The sequence below is a fragment of the Bacillus sp. HMF5848 genome (assembly GCF_003944835.1).
Classification (GTDB): domain Bacteria; phylum Bacillota; class Bacilli; order Bacillales; family HMF5848; genus HMF5848.
This window is the reverse complement of record NZ_RWIV01000001.1, coordinates 3,818,134-3,836,612: the sequence shown is the minus strand read 5'-3', so window position 1 is coordinate 3,836,612 and position 18,479 is coordinate 3,818,134. Positions and strand designations below refer to the sequence as shown.

Genomic DNA, 18,479 nt, shown 5'->3' with positions numbered 1-18,479 from the left:
AAGGTGTAGAATTCTTTTCTTCACCTTTCTGCTTAGAAAACGTGTTAATACTATGGTTAAGGAAGGATGGCAATATGAAAGGCATTATCCTAGCAGGTGGAAGTGGAACGAGACTTTATCCATTAACAAGAACTATTTCTAAACAATTACTACCTATTTATGATAAACCCATGATTTATTATCCTCTTTCAATTCTTATGCTTGCTGGTATTAAGGAGATATTAATCATTTCAACACCACAAGATATTGGTAGATTTGAAGAGTTGTTAGGTGATGGGTCAGATATAGGTATTACACTGTCTTATGCTATTCAGCCTTCGCCAGATGGACTAGCTCAAGCTTTTATTATTGGAGAAGATTTTATTGGTGATGATAATGTTGCGTTAGTACTAGGGGATAATATTTTCTACGGACACGGATTAACAGATTTACTGCTTAAGGCAGCTAATCGTCCGAGCGGTGCTACAGTGTTTGGTTATTATGTAAATGATCCAGAACGCTTTGGGGTTGTTGATTTTGATCAAACGGGAAAAGTTGTTTCGATTGAGGAGAAGCCAGCCGAACCAAAATCAAATTTTGCTGTAACAGGTTTATATTTTTATGATAACCGTGTAATTGATATTGCTAAGAGCATTAAGCCTTCTGCTCGTGGTGAGCTTGAGATTACCGATGTGAATAAAGCATATTTAGAATCTGGTGACTTGCAAGTTGAATTACTTGGTCGCGGGTTTGCTTGGTTAGATACAGGTACACATGAATCGTTATTAGAGGCTTCCCAATTTATTGAGACTATTGAAAAGCGCCAAAGCTTAAAGGTTGCATGTATTGAGGAAATTGCATTTAGAATGGGCTACATTACAGTTGACCAATTAATTGCATTAGCAGAACCTCTTGCTAAGAATGAGTACGGTAAATATTTATTAAAATTAGCAAAACGCTCAAAATCTATAATGATATAAAGTGGTGAAAAAGCTATGAAGGTTATGGAAACCAAACTTCCAGGTGTAGTGATTATTGAGCCTAAAGTGTTCGGTGATCACCGTGGTTTTTTTATGGAAACGTATAATCAACAGGTGTTTGAAGAAAACAATATAAAGTATAACTTTATTCAGGACAATCACTCTCTTTCTGTACCAGCTGGTACGATCAGAGGTTTACACTATCAATTAGAGCCAAAGGCACAAACTAAATTAGTACGTTGTATTCGAGGAGCAATTTATGATGTGGCAGTTGATATTCGTAAAGGTTCTCCTACATTCGGGCAATGGGTTGGTGTAATCTTGAGTGAGGCTAACAAACGTCAGCTGTTAGTACCTAAAGGGTTTGCACATGGATTTTGTACGTTAGTTGACAATACGGAGGTAACTTATAAGGTAGATGAATTATATTCACCTGAACATGATAGAGGAATACTTTGGAATGACCCGTTATTAAATATTGATTGGCCAACTTCCCATGCGATTCTATCGGAAAAAGATACAAAACATCCCGTATTACAGGAAGCGGAGAATAACTTTACTTTTTAGGGGGCATTAGCATGAAACTTCTCGTCACTGGCGGAGCGGGCTTTATAGGCAGTAATTTTGTTAGGTATATGGTGAATCAATATCCCACTTATCATATATACAATCTTGATGTTTTAACGTATGCAGGGAATTTGGAGAATCTCGCCGATATTGAAGGAGCGTCAAATTATACCTTTTTGAAGGGTGATATTACTGACCGAAACTATATTAAGCAGATTTTTACGGAGTATCAGTTTGATGCGGTACTTAATTTTGCTGCGGAATCACATGTTGATAGAAGTATTACGGACCCTGGTATTTTTGTTACGACAAATGTACAGGGGACGCAGGTGTTACTAGATGCTGCTAAGCAATTTAATGTGGCTAAATATGTACAAGTATCAACGGATGAAGTATATGGAACGTTAGGGGAGACAGGATATTTTACGGAAGAGACTCCTTTAGCGCCTAATAGTCCATATAGTGCAAGTAAGGCTGGTGCTGATATGCTTGTTAGAGCATATCATGAAACGTTCGGACTACCAGTCAATATTACTAGATGTTCGAATAACTATGGTCCTTATCATTTTCCTGAAAAGCTTATTCCACTCATGATTATTAATGCTCTTCATGATAAGCAGCTTCCTGTGTATGGTGATGGATTGAATGTTCGTGATTGGTTGCATGTAGAAGACCATTGCCGAGCTATAGATCTTGTTCTTCATAAAGGTGTGAATGGTGAAGTGTATAATGTGGGTGGCAACAATGAGCGCACAAATTTAGAGGTTGTCAAAGCGATATTGAACAAATTAGGAAAGCCAGAATCTCTTATTAAATATGTAGAGGATCGTCTAGGGCATGACCGTAGATACGCCATTGATGCTACTAAAATTCGTGAGCAGCTTGGTTGGGAACCAAAATATACGTTTGAACAGGGCGTTGGTGAAACTGTTCACTGGTATATAGAGAATGAACAATGGTGGAGCAATATCATCGCTGGTACGTACCAAGAGTATTATAAAACTCATTATTCTAAAAAATTAGGTGTGTAAGCTATGAAAGTATTAGTGACTGGTGCAAACGGACAGTTAGGGCAAGATGTTGTTAAAGCTCTTCAGACAAATAATATGCAGGCATTAGCGTATGATAGAGATACGCTTGATATTACTGACCAAGAAGCTGTGGAAAAAGGATTCGAGGAGGTACAGCCTGATGCTGTTATTCATTGTGCAGCCTATACACAAGTAGATCAAGCCGAAACAGATACTGACGGTGCGTACGATGTGAATGTTAACGGAACTCGTAATATTGTCGTTGCGGCGGAACAAGTCAATGCAAAAGTGATTTACATTAGCACCGACTATGTTTTTAATGGACAAGGAACAAAGCCATACTCAGAATTTGACCAATGTGCACCGCTTGGCGTCTACGGCTATACAAAGTATGCTGGTGAAGAATTAACAAAGAGCTTATCTTCAAAGTTCTTTATTGTCCGGACAGCATGGGTATATGGGTTATATGGCAATAACTTTGTTAAAACAATGCTACGTCTTGCGTCGGAACGTGATGAGTTAGGAGTAGTGGCGGACCAGACAGGTTCACCTACTAATACAAAAGATTTAGCTGAATTTTTAGTAGAGTTAATTCAAACCAATAAATATGGGATTTACCATGGTACGAACACAGGTCAATGCTCATGGTATGACTTTGCTCAAGCTATCTTTGAAGAAGCTAACGTAAAAGTGAAAGTGAATCCACTGACGACAGCTGATTTTCCGAGACCTGCGCCTCGTCCGGCTTATTCTGTATTAGGGAATCAGGCGTTGCGTACAAATGGGTTCAAACCGTTACCACCATGGAGAGAGTCGTTACGTCATTTTTTAAAGGAATGGAAGCAATATGAATCCAACCGTAGCAATACAAATAGTCACCTATAATAGTAGTAAAGATATAGAGACATGCTTAGAAGCTGTCTATAATCAGACACACCCAATTGCATGTATTTGTGTGATAGACAATGCTTCTAGTGATGACATGATGAAGCAGTTGCAGCCTTATTCTGACCAGGCACAGATTGTTGCTAATTCGGATAACAACGGCTTTGCTGGCGGTCATAATCAAGGATTTGCATTGTCAGAAACAGAATATATTTTAGTTCTTAATCCGGATGTTGTTATGCATCCGGATTATGTTCGTGAGTTGGTTCACTTTATGGAGCAAAACCCCGAATATGGGATGGCGACAGGTAAGCTTTTTAAAAATAAAGCAGCGACTGTGATTGATTCAACGGGTATTGTGATGAAAAAGAATCGCCGAGCATTCGATCGTGGTGCAGATTCAACGGAGTTATCAAGTTGGGAACACAGCGCTGACGTGTTTGGTGTATCAGGTGCAGCTGCGCTTTATCGCCGCACTATGATTGAAGATGTTTCAATAGATGGTGAATTTTTTGATGAAAGCTTTTTCGCCTATAAAGAGGACGTTGACGTGTGCTGGCGAGCACAGCTAATGGGTTGGCAAGCAAGGTTTGTGTCAACAGCTTTTGCGTATCATGCGAGAGGCTGGAACACTGACAAGTCGCGTAAAGATGTGAATCTTAAAATACGGCGCCACTCTTATATCAATCGCTATTATTACATCGTGAAAAATGATACATGGCTTTACCTTATATTACATGCTCCTTTTATTTTATTCTATGAAATATTAAGCATTGGCTATGTTATCATAAAAGAAAGAGAGTTACTGGAGGCATGGTCGCATATTTGGAAACAAAGGAAACAGTTATTCTCTAAACGAAGAGCTATTCAAAAAAAGCGACGCGTATCTTACAAAACTATTTATCAGTTTTTTCAAGGAGTTTGGTAATGAAATCATTTGTTGATATTAGTATTATTATTGTAAATTACAATACAAAAAAGCTAACAATAGATGCTATTTCTTCTGTGCTATGTTCAAATACCTCATACACATATGAGATTCTTGTAGTAGATAATGCGTCCTCAGACGGAAGTGTAGAAGCTATCAGGCAGCAACATTCAGAAGTTAAAATCATTGCAAATGATCACAACGTTGGGTTTTCTAAGGCAAATAACCAAGCTATTAAAATTGCGACTGGTCGCTATATTTTACTTTTGAATTCTGATACAATAGTTCATGAAGCTACTTTACAAATAATGACAAAATTAATGGATGAACAGCCAAAGATTGGGGCAAGTGGCTGTAAAGTCCTTTTGCCGAACGGAGAGTTAGATAAGGCATGTAAGCGTGGCTTTCCAACGCCTAGTGCATCTTTCTTTTACATTAGTAAACTAACAAAGCTGTTCCCTACTAATCCATCTATCAACCGTTATCATATGGGACATATTCAGCCTGATCAAGCAAGTTCGATTGACTGCCTTGTTGGTGCTTTTATGATGGTTCGAAAGGAAACGATTGATCGAGTGGGCCTCCTTGATGAGACATTTTTTATGTATGGTGAAGATATAGATTGGTGTTATCGTATTAAAGAGGCAGGCTGGGATATTTATTATTATCCTAAAACTCATATTATTCATTATAAAGGGGCAAGTAGTCGTAAGAAGCCTAAAAAAATAGTGTATGAGTTTCATAGAGCCATGTATATTTTTCATAAAAAGCATTATGAGAAGAAATACTCATTTCTTGTGAATTGGCTTGTGTACGGAGGAATTGGATTAAAATTAGGTTTAGCTCTAGCAACAAATAGTTTGAAAAACAAAAGGTGATAAATATGATACGGGGAAGAGAACGTTTTTTAACACAACTATATGCGATTACGGACCTGATTAGTTCGCAAATTGCGTTCATATTGGCATGGTATATTCAATTTAATTTACTTCTTCCAGAAACAATTGGTCATCTTCCGTTTGAAACATATTGGTTTTGGAGCTTAGTGTATGGCGGGATCTCTTTATTAATTGGATACACTATTTCTCTATATTCTCCAAAGCGAAAAATGAAATTTGCTATAGAGCTTGCAAAGATTTTACAAGTACATGTGTTTAGTATGTTTATGCTACTAAGCTTACTTTTCTTATATAAAGACATTCATATGTCGCGCTCATTTCTATTAATCTTCTTTGCTATGAATTTGGTGATGATTGCTCTATATCGTCTCACTCTAAAACAAACCTTACGTGAGGTTCGCCGAAGAGGGTATAATAAGCAGTTTGTGTTGATAGTGGGAGCAGGCAAGCTAGGTGAAGCTTACTATAACAATTTGCAAAAGCATCCGGAATTTGGGTTGCGTGTTGTGGGATTATTAGATGATTTTAAAGAAGAGTTCGAATTAGATAAAAAGATCTCGATATTGGGTAAATTGAGCGACTTAGAGAGTGTTCTTGAAAGTAGAATTGTAGATGAAGTGGTTATTGCGTTGCCGTTAGCTGTATACAGTAAGTATCGTAGTATAGTGGCGACGTGTGAAAAAGCAGGTGTTCGGGCCACGATTATCCCGGATTTTTATGATATTTTACCTGCAACACCTCACTTTGAGAGTTTTGGTGAGCTACCAATCATTAATGTTCGTGATGTGCCACTTGATGAGATTCGAAACCGCATCAACAAAAGAGTGTTTGATGTGTTGTTTTCCTTAGGTGTTATCGTCGTCACAGCGCCAATAATGTTGTTGGTTGCTGTTGCTATAAAGGTGACGTCACCAGGTCCAATCATTTTCAAGCAAGAGCGGGTGGGCTTGAATCGACGGACGTTTATGATGTATAAGTTTCGCTCAATGAAATGCGAGTCAGCAGTAGTTGCCAACACAGGTTGGACAACCGCGGATGACCCGCGTAAAACGAAGCTAGGCACGTTTTTAAGAAAAACAAGCCTAGATGAGTTGCCACAGTTTTTTAATGTATTAAAAGGTGATATGAGTGTGGTTGGACCAAGGCCAGAGCGGCCACATTTCGTTGATCAATTTAAAGAAGAAATCCCTAAATATATGATTAAGCACCATGTTAGACCAGGGATTACAGGCTGGGCTCAGGTATGTGGCTTGCGTGGTGATACATCCATTAAGGAACGCATTGTCCATGACATATTTTATATTGAAAATTGGACATTATTATTTGATATAAAAATCGTTATTCTCACGTTTATAAAAGGGTTTATAAATAAAAATGCATATTAAACTGAAAGAATCCTCGAGGTAGTAGGGGATTCTTTTTTGTCTGTAGAAAGTGGATGTACCTCCCTAACAAGCAGCAACAATGATGTTGAGGTGTGTACGTGCTAATTCATATGCCTAAGCTGCGATAGGCATATAATTCTTCTCTTGAAAAATATTGTCGAGCAACCTCTAAATATATCAGTGCTATCACCTGCTAGCAATCTACTAACAACATGATAGATTCCTAATAGTACAAATCATCAGTCTGCTATCAAATAACATGTTACATTGCAATCGTACGAAGTCAAAAAATCTATCAGGATAAGCGTGTAATATTTTGTAAAATTTTTCCGAAAAAATATAATAGTATAAATTATTTAAAAAATTTACACAATATTACTTTGAATTTTACGACAAGTTTGGTATATTATTCTTTGTTGAGTTATCTGAATATTTTATTAAGGTTGTATATTCAGATGATTAATTTGTCGAAAGGGGGAATTGTTTACGATTTTATCCTTTTTCAAATCATATTTACATATTAAGGAGGAGTTAATGCAGTGAAAATGAGAAAGAATCTTGCGGTTTTATTAACATTTTTAATGGTATTTTCCAATGCAATGTTTGGAAGCAGTGCTTTTGCAAACAGTGGAAATACTAGTTTACCAGAAAGAGAGAATTTAAAAGAGAAATTACTCACGCAAACTTTTGAAGATAGCGATGAGGTTCGAGTTATTGTTGAGTTAGAGGGAGAAGCTCCAATAGATTTTGCTACCCGCCAAAAAACACTCTACAAAGATTTATCAGAGTCCACAAAGGCAAGCTTAGAAAGTGAAGCTGCAAAGAAATCAGAAGATGCTTTAAATACTCTAAAAGCTGAGAATATCGATATCCAAGTAGAGAATGTTTACACAGCTATTGCAAATGGCTTTAGCGGTTCTGTAAAATTCGGTGATATCGAAAGAATTAAGCAAATTCCACAAGTTAAAAACGTTTATATTAGCAATCAGTATGAACGTCCTCAGCCAGAACCTGATATGACAGAAAGTCATGCATTTGTTCAATCAACACAAACATGGGGCGACGCACAATATAAAGGAGAAGGTACAATTGTTGCTGTTATCGACTCCGGTACTGATCCATTCCATAAGGATTTTGTCATTACAGATTTAAGTGCTTCAGAAGGGTACTTAACTCAAGCTGAAGTTGAAGAAAAAATTGCAGAACACGGTTTACTTGGTAAGTATTATAGTGAAAAAGTACCGTATGCGTATAACTACTATGACAAAGGGCATGACATTATGGATTTAGGTCCATCAGCGTCTATGCATGGTATGCACGTGGCAGGTACTGTTGCTGCTAACGGTGATCCAAATAACGGTGGTATTCAAGGTGTGGCACCTGAAGCGCAAGTTTTAGGTATGAAAGTATTCAGTAACGACCCTAACTATCCTTCAACATGGACTGACATTTATGTCGTTGCTATCGACGAGGCGATCAAGTTAGGTGCCGATGTTATTAACATGAGTCTAGGTAGCACAGCAGCTTTCGTTGCAGACGATGGCTTAGAAAGTGTATGGATCACAAAAGCAGTAGAAAACGGTCTTGTTGTTTCTGTTTCTGCTGGTAACTCTGGTCACATTGCTGATGGTTACGGTAACCCACTAGCAGCCAATCCTGATATCGGGGTAGTAGGCTCTCCTGGTTTATCTAAAGATACTATTCAAGTTGCTGCTTCAGGTAACTATGTATACTTATATGAAACACCAGTTGTAGTAAAGGCTGTGTACGAGGAAGTATACGAAGAAGCTGCGGCAAGCGTGGATATTGAGTTAACGGATTTAAATCTTGAAGAAGCGCCAGCATCTAGTGAAACGACTTACGGTGAAACAACAGTTGAACTTACTGGTTATGGTGCAGATGACTGGGCGGAAGCGTTCGGTTCAGGTGAGATTGAATTAGTCACTATCGGTGGAAAGTTAGGCTTCCCAGAAGATTTTGAAGGGGTAGATGTAAAAGATAAAGTTGTTCTTGTACAACGTGGTGCTTTGGCATTTATCGACAAAACACAATATGCGATGGAAGCTGGAGCAGCTGGTATCATCGTGTATGACCATGGCTTAGCACCTTTCTATAAAGATCAAGGTAACTGGGCTTTAATACCGTTTATGAAGATTTCAAAAGCAGATGGTCAAGCGCTTGAAGCATTATTTACAGAGGATACAGTATCAGTCAATTTATCTGTTGATGTTGATGGTGTGAATTCTCAAGAAGGACCAGAAGTTGGAAAGGTTACAGGTTTCTCATCTTGGGGTACTACACCAAGCTTAGAGCTTAAGCCAGAACTTACAGCGCCAGGTGGTCATATATACTCTACGTTCCAAAAAGATACGTATGGTTTTATGAGTGGTACATCGATGGCAGCACCACATGTTGCAGGTGGTTCAGCTCTAGTTATTCAATATTTGAAAGAGGAGTTCCCGGGTTTATCTTCTGAAGAAAGAGCACGTCTTGCAAAAGTTCTATTAATGAACACAGGTAAGATAATTACGCATGAAGATGGCACTCCGTTCTCACCTCGTCAGCAAGGTGCTGGTATGATGCAAACATATAATGCTGTATCAACTCCAGTAACTGTTGTTGATCCGTCAACAAACGAAGCGAAGGTTGAGTTGTTTGAAATTGCGGACAGTGCTACAACATTTACACTTGAAGCAGAAAACCATACAGATCAAGCTGTTACGTACAAAGTGGACACAACAGTATTGAAGGATATGGTTGTAACTGCAGGTGGTGTTGAGTACAACGCATTACAATCAGAAGTAATTGATGCAACAGTGAATGTGTCAGGATCTAACGTAGATGGTGATTACATCACGGTTCCTGCTAATGGTTCAACTACGTTTGTAGTAACTGTATCATTTGATGGATTAGTTGAAGTTGACAACTTCGTAGAAGGTTTTGTAACGTTAACGCATGAAACAAAGCCTGATTTATCAGTTCCATTCCTTAGTTTCTATGGTGACTGGGATAGACCAGCTATTTTAGATGGTGATCCAACTGTAGATGGAGATTCTGTATTCTATGATTTAGATTGGGCATATGGTTTAGGACCTTGGTCTCGTTTCTTCGATGATGCTTGGTTCAGCATGCCGAACCCTGAGAATCAATATGTATTATCTCCAAATGGAGATGGATTCAATGATGTATTAGATCCATTCTTCACATTCTTACGTAACGCTAAAGAAGTAGAATATAACATTTTAGCAAGTGATGGTAAAAAATTACGTACACTTGTAAAACAAGAAGATGTTCGTAAAAACTATTTTGATGCTGGTAACGGCGATCTTTACTACTTTATTGATGGCGGATTATGGGATGGTAGTGTTCGTTTTGCTCCAGTAGCAGAAGGTGATTACTTCTATGAAGTAAAAGCAACGGTTGACTTCCCAGGTGCAGAGGCACAATTTGTAAGATATCCAATCATTGTGGACGTAACTGCTCCAGCTGTAGATGTAACGTACGATGATGCGACAAACACAGTTATGTGGACAGCTACTGAAGAAGGATCAGGTATTTCTTACTTTGAAGTACTTGAAAATGGTGAATCTGTAGCACAACTTGATGCTGATGCAACTAGCTACACACTTCCTGCAGGTGCAGAAGAAGTTGTTGTTGATGTAGTAGCAGTTGACTACGGATATAACGTTGGTGGCGATACTGTTGTAGTAAATGACAACACAATCCCAACAATCAATGTTCTTTCACCAGCACCATTTGGTACTTACAACACTAAAGAAGTACTTGTTCAAGGTACAGTTGCTGATGGTACACTAGTAACAGATATCACTGTTAACGGTAAATCAGTGCCAGTTGGATTTAATCCAGACCTTGGCGAGTATGTATTTAGCACAACATTAACGTATGAGCAAGATGGTAAGTATGAAGTACTAATTGGAGCAACAGATGAACAAGGCAACGCAATTGAAATTGCGCGTCATATTTTCATCGACTCAACTCCAGGTACGATTACAGTAAATGACGCTCCTCAGTGGGTGCCAGGAGATCAAGGTTCATTTGAATTAAGTGTTACTTTAGAAGATAACTATCGTCAAATCGATTTCTATATCGATGATAACTATGAGTATGGTAATCCATTTAACGAGCCACTTGTAATGGATGGCTTTACGGAAACTCTTACTCGTACATTAGACTTAAAAATGGGTCTAAACACGTTCTTATTAACACTTGAAGATTTAGGCGGTAACGTGACACAAGAAGTTGTAAAAGTATGGAGAGGCGAAGAGCCACCTACTACTGGTATTACTTCATTCACGGTTGAGCCGTCTGAATATGTAAGCATGAACCGTCCAACTGTTATTACAGCAGCAGCTAACGGAGCGGTAGAATGGAACGTAACTGTTACATCTCCATCTGATGAAGTAGTGGCTGAGTGGACTAGTGAAGGCGATACATTTACTGCAGAATATGCAGTAGATAAATATGCATCTAATGGTTTATACACTGTTACAGTGAATGCATTAGATATGAATGGTGAATTGTTAGATACAGACGTTAAATCATTTAACGTGTATAACTATTCAACAATGATTGAATCTATTGACGTATTAAACGGCAATGGTGAAGCACAAAGCGTATTCGCAGAAGGCGATGTTGCAAACATTTCTGCAACAGTGAAGAACCTTGAGTCTACTCATATTGCAAATCCAATGTTAATCATCCAAGTTCGTGATGAGGATAATAGAGTAGTAGGTAAATCCTTCTTAACAATGAGTATGTTAAATGCTGATGGTTCAAACGGTCTCGGTATGGAATTACTACTAGATGGTTTAGCTGAAGGTGAGTATTATATCGATGTATTTGTTTGGACTGGTTGGGATATGAATCCACTGTCAGCAGCAAGCAAAGGTGAGGTTACTTTCACTATAGAATAATCACCTAATTAGTACGCAAGGGAGGGGAGTCATTCCCTCTCCCTTGATTTTTTTAAAAAGACGGTGTACATATCTTCCAGCTTTATGTTATGAAAGGAGTCCACAAATGAAGAAGCGCATATTTATATGTTTAACCATGATATCTCTAATCTTCTCTTCTGTTATTCCAGCTTTTGCAGCATCTACATCTTTAACAGTCTCCACTGATGCGGACACATATCTTCCAGGAGAAAAAGTAACAATAAGTGGATCTGTTTTTCAAGATGGACAGCCAGCTCCTGAGTTAAATCCTAGATTATCAGTAAAGGCCCCGAATAGTTCAAGTGTTTTTAACTGGCAATGGTCTGAAGAAGAGGTGGAAGAAGATGGCTCTATCTCTACCTTTTTCACATTAAATGATGATGCAGCACTAGGGGAATACACGGTAACAATAGTGGCTGCTGAAACTACTGAAACAACGACCTTCACGGTTGTTGAAGCAAAAGAAGTAAATGTTGTAACGGTTTCTACTGATAAGCAATCTTATGTACAAGGAGAAAAAGTTACTATTAATGGAACAGTTCTGCGTGATGGTCAACCAGCTCCTCAGTTGAATCCGACAGTTACTGTAAAGGCACCAAATGGATCCAGTATATTTAACTGGCAATGGTCTGAAGCTGAAGCTAAGGAAGATGGATCATTCTCTACTTCTTTTACTTTGAATGAAGACGCTGTGGTAGGCAATTACAAAGTAACGTTAGTAGCTGGGGAAGAGTCAGAAAACGTGACTTTCAACGTATCTGAAGGTACGACTCCAGAAGAAGGTTTTATATTAACTGATAAAAATACGTATGAACAAGGTGATAAAGTAACGATTAGTGGAAAGGTTCTTCAAGATGGTGAACCTGCTCCGCAATTAAACCCTAGATTATCAGTTATCGATCCACGTGGCACAAGCATATTCAACTGGCAGTGGTCAGAGGATGAGGTTGAAGCGGATGGAACAATTTCTATCTTTTTCACATTAAATGATGATGCTAAGCTAGGTACGTATACTGTTAAGCTAGTAACTGGAGAAGAAACAAAAGAATCTACTTTTACTGTTACTGAGCAAACTTTAGACAAGCAAGTTACCGTTTCAACTGATAGTGACAAGTATGACCAGGGTGACACAGTTACTATTACAGGTGAGGTATCACAAGGTGGTAGTGCCGTAACTTCGGCGAATGTCAAAGTGACCGTGGAGAAAAATGGTGAGCCTCTTAAAGTCGTTACTGTACAAACAGATGATGACGGGAACTATGAATATGAGTATGAGCTAGCAAGTGATGCAACAGTTGGTTCATACACAGTAAAAGTAACAGCGTTAGATCATGAGGTTACAACGACGTTCATGGTGTCATTAAAGAGCTCTGGCGGTTCTAATCCTCCTGGAAATCCTGTCCCAGGTCCATCACCTGTGACACCAGATAAGGGGAATAATGGCAAGCAAGACGTTGCTTTAAGTAATGTATTAACACAAATCAATAATGAAAAAGCTAAAAATGTATTGATTAAACTTTTAGATGGTAACGTAGCTGCAAATGTTCAAAAGGATGTTTTACAAAAATTAGTTGAGAAGCAAAAAGGTTTAACGATTGAAGGCGAAAAAGCTACTTTAACTTTCACAGCGAAAACACTACAAAAGCTTTTAGAAAAAGCAAATGGCTCTTTAGTTTTTGCAGCACATAAAGTAGAGCATGATATGAAGGGGCACAAGGCAACTTCTGATGTATTTGACTTTACGGTGACAAACACATTAACTAACAAGCTTATTACGGAGTTTGAGCAACCTGTTGTCGTTGAAATTAAAGTTGATACTACAAAGGTGAAAGATGCTCGTAAAACGGCTGTATACTATTGGAATGAAGAAGAGCAAGAATGGCAATATGTTGGCGGTACTATGACAGAGAATGGAACAATGATGTTCAAAACACATCACTTCTCCGTATATGCTGCTATTGAGCAAGACAAAACATTTGCTGACATTACAGGTTGGGATTGGGCGAAGGACCAAATCGAGGTGTTAGCGTCACGTGATATCATCCAAGGGAAATCAGTAGATGTATTCGCGCCAGGTGCTAACGTAACAAGAGCACAATTTGCGATTTTATTAAGTCGCGCATTGAATTTACCGCAAAAGGCATACGCAGGAGTATTCTCAGATGTCCCTGCGACAATGGACTGGGCTGCACCAGAAATTGAAGCAGCATATCATGCAGGCATTGTAACTGGTAAAGATGATGGCACATTCGATCCATATAGCCCAATCACTCGTCAACAAATGGCGGCTATGATCGCAAGAGCGATTAACTATCAATATCCAACTCTAGCAGAGACTGAAATGAAACAATTATCATTTGAAGATGCTACTCAAATTCACGGATACGCTGTGGAATCGGTACAATTAGCATTCTCTTTAGGCATCATTCAAGGAAAGCAAGAAGGTAAGATTTTTGCTCCAGCAGAATTTGCAACGAGAGCACAAACGGCAGTAATGCTGTATCGCTTGCTTGATATTGCAGAGGAGTTTTAATAGACTCCCACTACAATAACGCGCTAATTGGTTAACCAATAGCCGACATGAAAAAGGGAAGTAGACGTGGTCTGCTTCCCTTTTTATATGTAATAAGTGTGATTCAGCGCAAATTCGTTATCGCATGACGACAGCTTTTTACTTAATCACAACTCTCCTATTTTCTTCATGTGATTGCTTTGCTGCTTCGTTAATTTGTGTAAGTTTCAGCATATCATCGGTTGTAATGGTTGGCTTTGCTCCATTTTGAATGGCATCCGCCCACTGTTCCATTGGTGTAGGGATTGGTGCAGGTATGTCAGATGGTGTCGCCCAATTCTCATTAGAGAGCTTTGTACTTCTTATTTTTACAGAAGTATCTTCAATCATGATGGTTCCGTCTGTGCCGTAGAGCTCGAGCTGAAATGGACTACCGTTTGAGACGAAGCTTGTTTCTAAAATGCCAAGAGCACCTGACTCGTATTCGACGATAACGGCAGCGTTATCATCGACTTGTAGATGATCTAAAAATGTATGTAAGCGAGCGGTGACTGCTTTGGCTGGACCAGCAAGACGGTTTGACAGATATATAGGGTGTGCCCCTAAGTCAATGAGTGCGCCACCGCCGCAAAGCTTCTTATCGTAAAAATACTCAGGTAACCAGTCGGCAACAGCTCCGTTATGAGCACAACGACAGCGAATTGACGTGAGCGTACCGATTAGACCTTCATCAAGTGCTTTCTGCGCGTATAAATAGTAATCCTCTGTTAACCTCGGCAGTGATAGCATGAGCTGTACTACATTTTGCTCCACTGCTTGAAAAATTTCTTCGCAATCCGCGACTGTGAACGCTAGCACCTTCTCGGAATATATGTGTTTGTTGTGCTGTGCAGCAGCCAAGATGACTTCCTTATGCATGGATGTTGGCGTATCTACAATAACACCATCTATGTCGGGATTTTTGAGAACGTTTTCTAGTTTAGGCTCAAACGGTACACCAAGCTCCGCTGCCCAGCTTTCCCCTCGGGCACTGTCTTCATCCCAAATTACTGAAATTTCTATGTCTGGATGCTGCATCGCTTCTCTTGCATAGTCAACGGCATGTACATGCCACTTGCTTAACATGGCCACTTTAATCATCATGTTCACTCCTTCATTGTCTTTGGTTAGATTATATCACTTAAGGTGTGAGTTGGTAGTTTAAGAGTGGTGCGAGACTTTGAATTTGTGGCGTTGCTCCGTATTTTACCACTTTGGTGTCGAATATCTACAGGTTCTGTGTCGAAATTTAACCACTTTCGTGTCGATATTCTACCAGTTGCATGTCGAATTTCTACCACTTTCGTGTCGATATTCACTAATTTGCCATAATGTAAGTATAAAAAAGTAGCCGTTAAAAAACGGCTACTGCTTAAAATATTACGAACTCATAGTTTGAATCTTATTTAACAGCTTAGTTACAATGCCTTCTTTTTTCAATTCCATATCGTCTAAATCGGAAGAGTAGATTTTAAAATTGTTTTTTCCGTTGTTTTTGGCAGAGTACATCGCTTTGTCGGCATGTATAATGAGAGTTTCTTTATTTTCACCATCATCTGGATACATACTGATGCCAATACTTAGGGAGATTTTTGCTTCTTCACCATTAATATTGTAAGGCAAGGCTACATAATCTAGTATTCTTTGCGCAATAACTTCAATATCCGTTTTACATGTTTCCTCGAACACCAAGACGAATTCATCTCCACCTATGCGAGCAATTAAGTCTTCTTCGCGAATACATTCAATTAATCGTCTTGCTATTTTTTTTAATAGAATATCGCCTGCATCGTGACCTTGTGTGTCATTAACTTTTTTAAAGTCGTCAATGTCAATAAACATAATCGTAAAATTATGGTTGTGACGCTTTGAGCGTGCTAACGCTTTTTCAATATGACGATTCAACAGTTTTCTGTTTGGTAAGTCAGTTATTTCATCATAATAGGCAAGCTGTTTAAGCTCGATTTCCAGTTCTTTTTGTTTTGTTATATCAATAATCTGACCACTTATTTTAATTACTTCGTCCGCATCATTTTTTATAGGCTTTGCTATTTTAAGTATCCAGCGGGTACCGTATTGCGGATGAGAAATGCGAAATTCTGATTGAATCGGTTCGCCCAGCAAAAGGTTGCTTGTATTGTCAGTGTATTCCTCTAAATCTTGTGGGTGAATTAAATCATAGAACAACTGCTGATCTTTAGACAACTCCTGAACTGAGTGGCCGTAAATTTGTTCAAACCCTGCTGACAAAGTAAGTTTATGCGTTCGTAGGTCATAAATAAAAATCCCACCAAAAGATGAGTTGAAAGCTTCCTCTAGCTCGAATGATTTATGTTGCAATTGCTGGTTTTCCGCGGATAATCTTTCGACTTCTAGGTGTAAATGCTGATTTTCAGCGGATAATCTTTGAGTGTCCTGGTGCAGTTGCTTTTTTTTCGCTGTTAAACTTTGAACATCTAGGTGAAGTTGCTGATTCTCAGTCGATAAGCTTTGAAGATCCAGGTGCAGTTGCTTATTTTGCATGCTAAGTTTCCAAAGGACAACAAAAATAAGCAATACTAAAATTAAATGTATGAGAATGTTAGAACTGAGAAGAACATTGTTTAGTATCGATAAAGTAACTATCATAGCTATTATAAAAACGTTTGCTATTCTTTCTTTTTGTAACATAAAAAAGCCCTCTTTCATGAAAGAGATTATATGTTTATCATACTATACTCGTTAGGGTTTGTCGTGTCTTGTCGAATAATTGGAAAAATATAATGTGTCACAATTGATAATTGACTTTAAAACCTAATTAGCAATTTTTAAATAGCAAATCAGCAGGGTTTTTCACAATATAATTAGTTAATATCAGCTTAAGTATAAGTTCGACTCATTTAATTAATGTAGATTCTTATATTGAATGCATGCTTGTTAAAAGAAAGCTTTTTACCTCAAAATATAGTAATCCTTTTAAAATAATCTGTAGGAAGTGTGAAGTGTGTCCAATGTATGGCAATTTAATGGAACTAATTGATATACTGTGTAAATATATGTAGAATATTGTAAGTGTGTTAATATTATCCAAATATACTTTGCCTATCAACAATTAAGTGCGGGGAGTTTATTCGCAATACTAATAATAATTAAGAGTTTTGTAAATCGGTTTCGTGCTTTGCCTTTATTAATAACGATTCACAAATCAAGTTTACCGCTTTTTTCAGTTCAGTAGTTTGGATGCTGTTGCTTTAGGAAGGATTGTGCGTTAAGTATGACGAGAATATCTTTTGATTTGGTAGGTTTTACTTTAGATGAGGATGTTTTTTCAGACTTTGGTTTGCTTTTGCTAAGCAAAGGTACGCGTCTAACAGAGAGGCATATAATAATTCTTCAAAATCATATGGGAAGTCAGCATGTGAAGGTAACTCGTGAAATAAATGAGCCCTTTATTCAAGAAAACCCACTTCATTCTAGAATAACATCTATTGAGCAGGCGTACAGTGAAAGTATCACAAAGATGAGAGATTTATTTAATCTTTTTAATATCACCAATCAGGTCCCATCAATTAAAGAAATTGAAACCATTTATACACCATTATTACATAATATACTGAAAGAAGATAATTTATTTTGTTTACTTGATATTTTGGAAGATTCCCAGTATTTCACATACACGCATTCAATCAATGTGTCTATTATTTCAGCTATTATTGGGAAGCTTTTAGGAAAGACGAAAGATGAGTTATTCACCATAGCTGAGATGGGTATTTTTCATGATTTAGGTAAGTTAAGCATTCCTAGTGAGATAATAAATAAACCTGAGGCTTTGAACGATAACGAATGGCACATGGTAAAAAATCACCCATTGTATGGTGCAAAGCTTATTCAACAAATAGGAGAAAAACGTCTTGCTATTATGGAAGCTGCTTTATACCATCATGAGAGATTAGATGGAACGGGGTATCCTAAAAAATTAACAGGTGGACAAATTCCGCACCTTGTTCAAATTATATCTATAGCGGATGTGTTTGATGCAATAGCTTCAAGTCGTCCATATAAAAAGTGCCACTCTCACGTTCGAGCTGTCTTGGAGATAATGAGAGATACTTACGATGGAAAGTTCAATCCAGCTATTACTATTCCTTTTGTACGCTATGTAATGAGGCAATATGTACGGAAGAAAGTCAGGTTAAGTGATGGTAGAACTGGTGAGGTTATCTTTATTCATGATCACGAGCCTCATAAACCACTAATAAAACTAGAGAGTAATAAATATATAGATTTACGAAGGGAAACGAGTATTCGCGTAATTGATTTAGTCTAAAAAAAACAAGAGG

The 18,479-nt window shown here is 38.1% G+C and carries 12 protein-coding genes; 10 read left to right on the top strand and 2 right to left on the bottom strand.

Translation table 11 applies throughout. From position 1 onward, the window contains the following. Nucleotides 1–74 precede the first annotated feature (74 nt). From rfbA to EJF36_RS18310, 9 genes are all read left to right on the top strand, one after another. Nucleotides 75–959, top strand: a complete 885-nt coding sequence (gene rfbA, locus EJF36_RS18350) for a glucose-1-phosphate thymidylyltransferase RfbA (protein ID WP_125907681.1) — start codon at nt 75–77, stop codon at nt 957–959. A gap of 15 nt (nt 960–974) precedes the next feature. Then, nucleotides 975–1,526: a dTDP-4-dehydrorhamnose 3,5-epimerase gene (rfbC, locus tag EJF36_RS18345; RefSeq protein ID WP_125907680.1), complete on the top strand. Its 552-nt coding sequence runs from the start codon at nt 975–977 to the stop codon at nt 1,524–1,526. A gap of 11 nt (nt 1,527–1,537) precedes the next feature. Further along, nucleotides 1,538–2,557 carry a dTDP-glucose 4,6-dehydratase gene (gene rfbB / locus EJF36_RS18340; RefSeq protein WP_125907679.1) on the top strand — a complete coding sequence of 340 codons (1,020 nt, stop codon included), beginning with the start codon at nt 1,538–1,540 and terminating at the stop codon, nt 2,555–2,557. A gap of 3 nt (nt 2,558–2,560) precedes the next feature. Then, complete coding sequence (gene rfbD / locus EJF36_RS18335; protein WP_125907678.1) at nt 2,561–3,442, top strand: dTDP-4-dehydrorhamnose reductase; 882 nt, start codon at nt 2,561–2,563, stop codon at nt 3,440–3,442. Next, a complete protein-coding gene (locus EJF36_RS18330) occupies nt 3,405–4,370 on the top strand; it encodes a glycosyltransferase family 2 protein (RefSeq protein WP_125907677.1) in 966 nt (321 codons plus the stop codon). The genes rfbD and EJF36_RS18330 overlap by 38 nt, the downstream gene beginning before the upstream one ends. Then, on the top strand, nt 4,370–5,248 hold the full coding sequence (locus tag EJF36_RS18325; RefSeq protein ID WP_125907676.1) for a glycosyltransferase family 2 protein: 879 nt from the start codon (nt 4,370–4,372) through the stop codon (nt 5,246–5,248). Before EJF36_RS18330 ends, EJF36_RS18325 begins: the two co-directional genes overlap by 1 nt. A 5-nt stretch (nt 5,249–5,253) precedes the next feature. After that, nucleotides 5,254–6,654 carry an undecaprenyl-phosphate glucose phosphotransferase gene (locus tag EJF36_RS18320; RefSeq protein WP_125907675.1) on the top strand — a complete coding sequence of 467 codons (1,401 nt, stop codon included), beginning with the start codon at nt 5,254–5,256 and terminating at the stop codon, nt 6,652–6,654. A gap of 545 nt (nt 6,655–7,199) precedes the next feature. Next, a complete protein-coding gene (locus EJF36_RS18315) occupies nt 7,200–11,588 on the top strand; it encodes a S8 family serine peptidase (RefSeq protein ID WP_260471997.1) in 4,389 nt (1,462 codons plus the stop codon). A gap of 106 nt (nt 11,589–11,694) precedes the next feature. Beyond that, on the top strand, nt 11,695–14,142 hold the full coding sequence (locus tag EJF36_RS18310) for an MG2 domain-containing protein (RefSeq protein WP_125907673.1): 2,448 nt from the start codon (nt 11,695–11,697) through the stop codon (nt 14,140–14,142). A gap of 138 nt (nt 14,143–14,280) precedes the next feature. On the opposite strand, the gene EJF36_RS18305 is transcribed toward EJF36_RS18310, so the two are convergent. Then, nucleotides 14,281–15,264, bottom strand: coding sequence for a Gfo/Idh/MocA family protein (locus tag EJF36_RS18305; protein WP_312028272.1), 984 nt, complete (start codon nt 15,262–15,264; stop codon nt 14,281–14,283). Between the two features lie 276 nt (nt 15,265–15,540). Then, nucleotides 15,541–16,830, bottom strand: coding sequence for a sensor domain-containing diguanylate cyclase (locus EJF36_RS18300; RefSeq protein WP_185806960.1), 1,290 nt, complete (start codon nt 16,828–16,830; stop codon nt 15,541–15,543). Nucleotides 16,831–17,413: 583 nt separating this feature from the next. On the opposite strand from EJF36_RS18300, the gene EJF36_RS18295 reads away from it, so the two are divergent. Then, entirely contained in the window at nt 17,414–18,466 is a 1,053-nt protein-coding gene (locus tag EJF36_RS18295) for an HD-GYP domain-containing protein (RefSeq protein ID WP_125907671.1), read from the top strand. Nucleotides 18,467–18,479 lie beyond the last annotated feature (13 nt).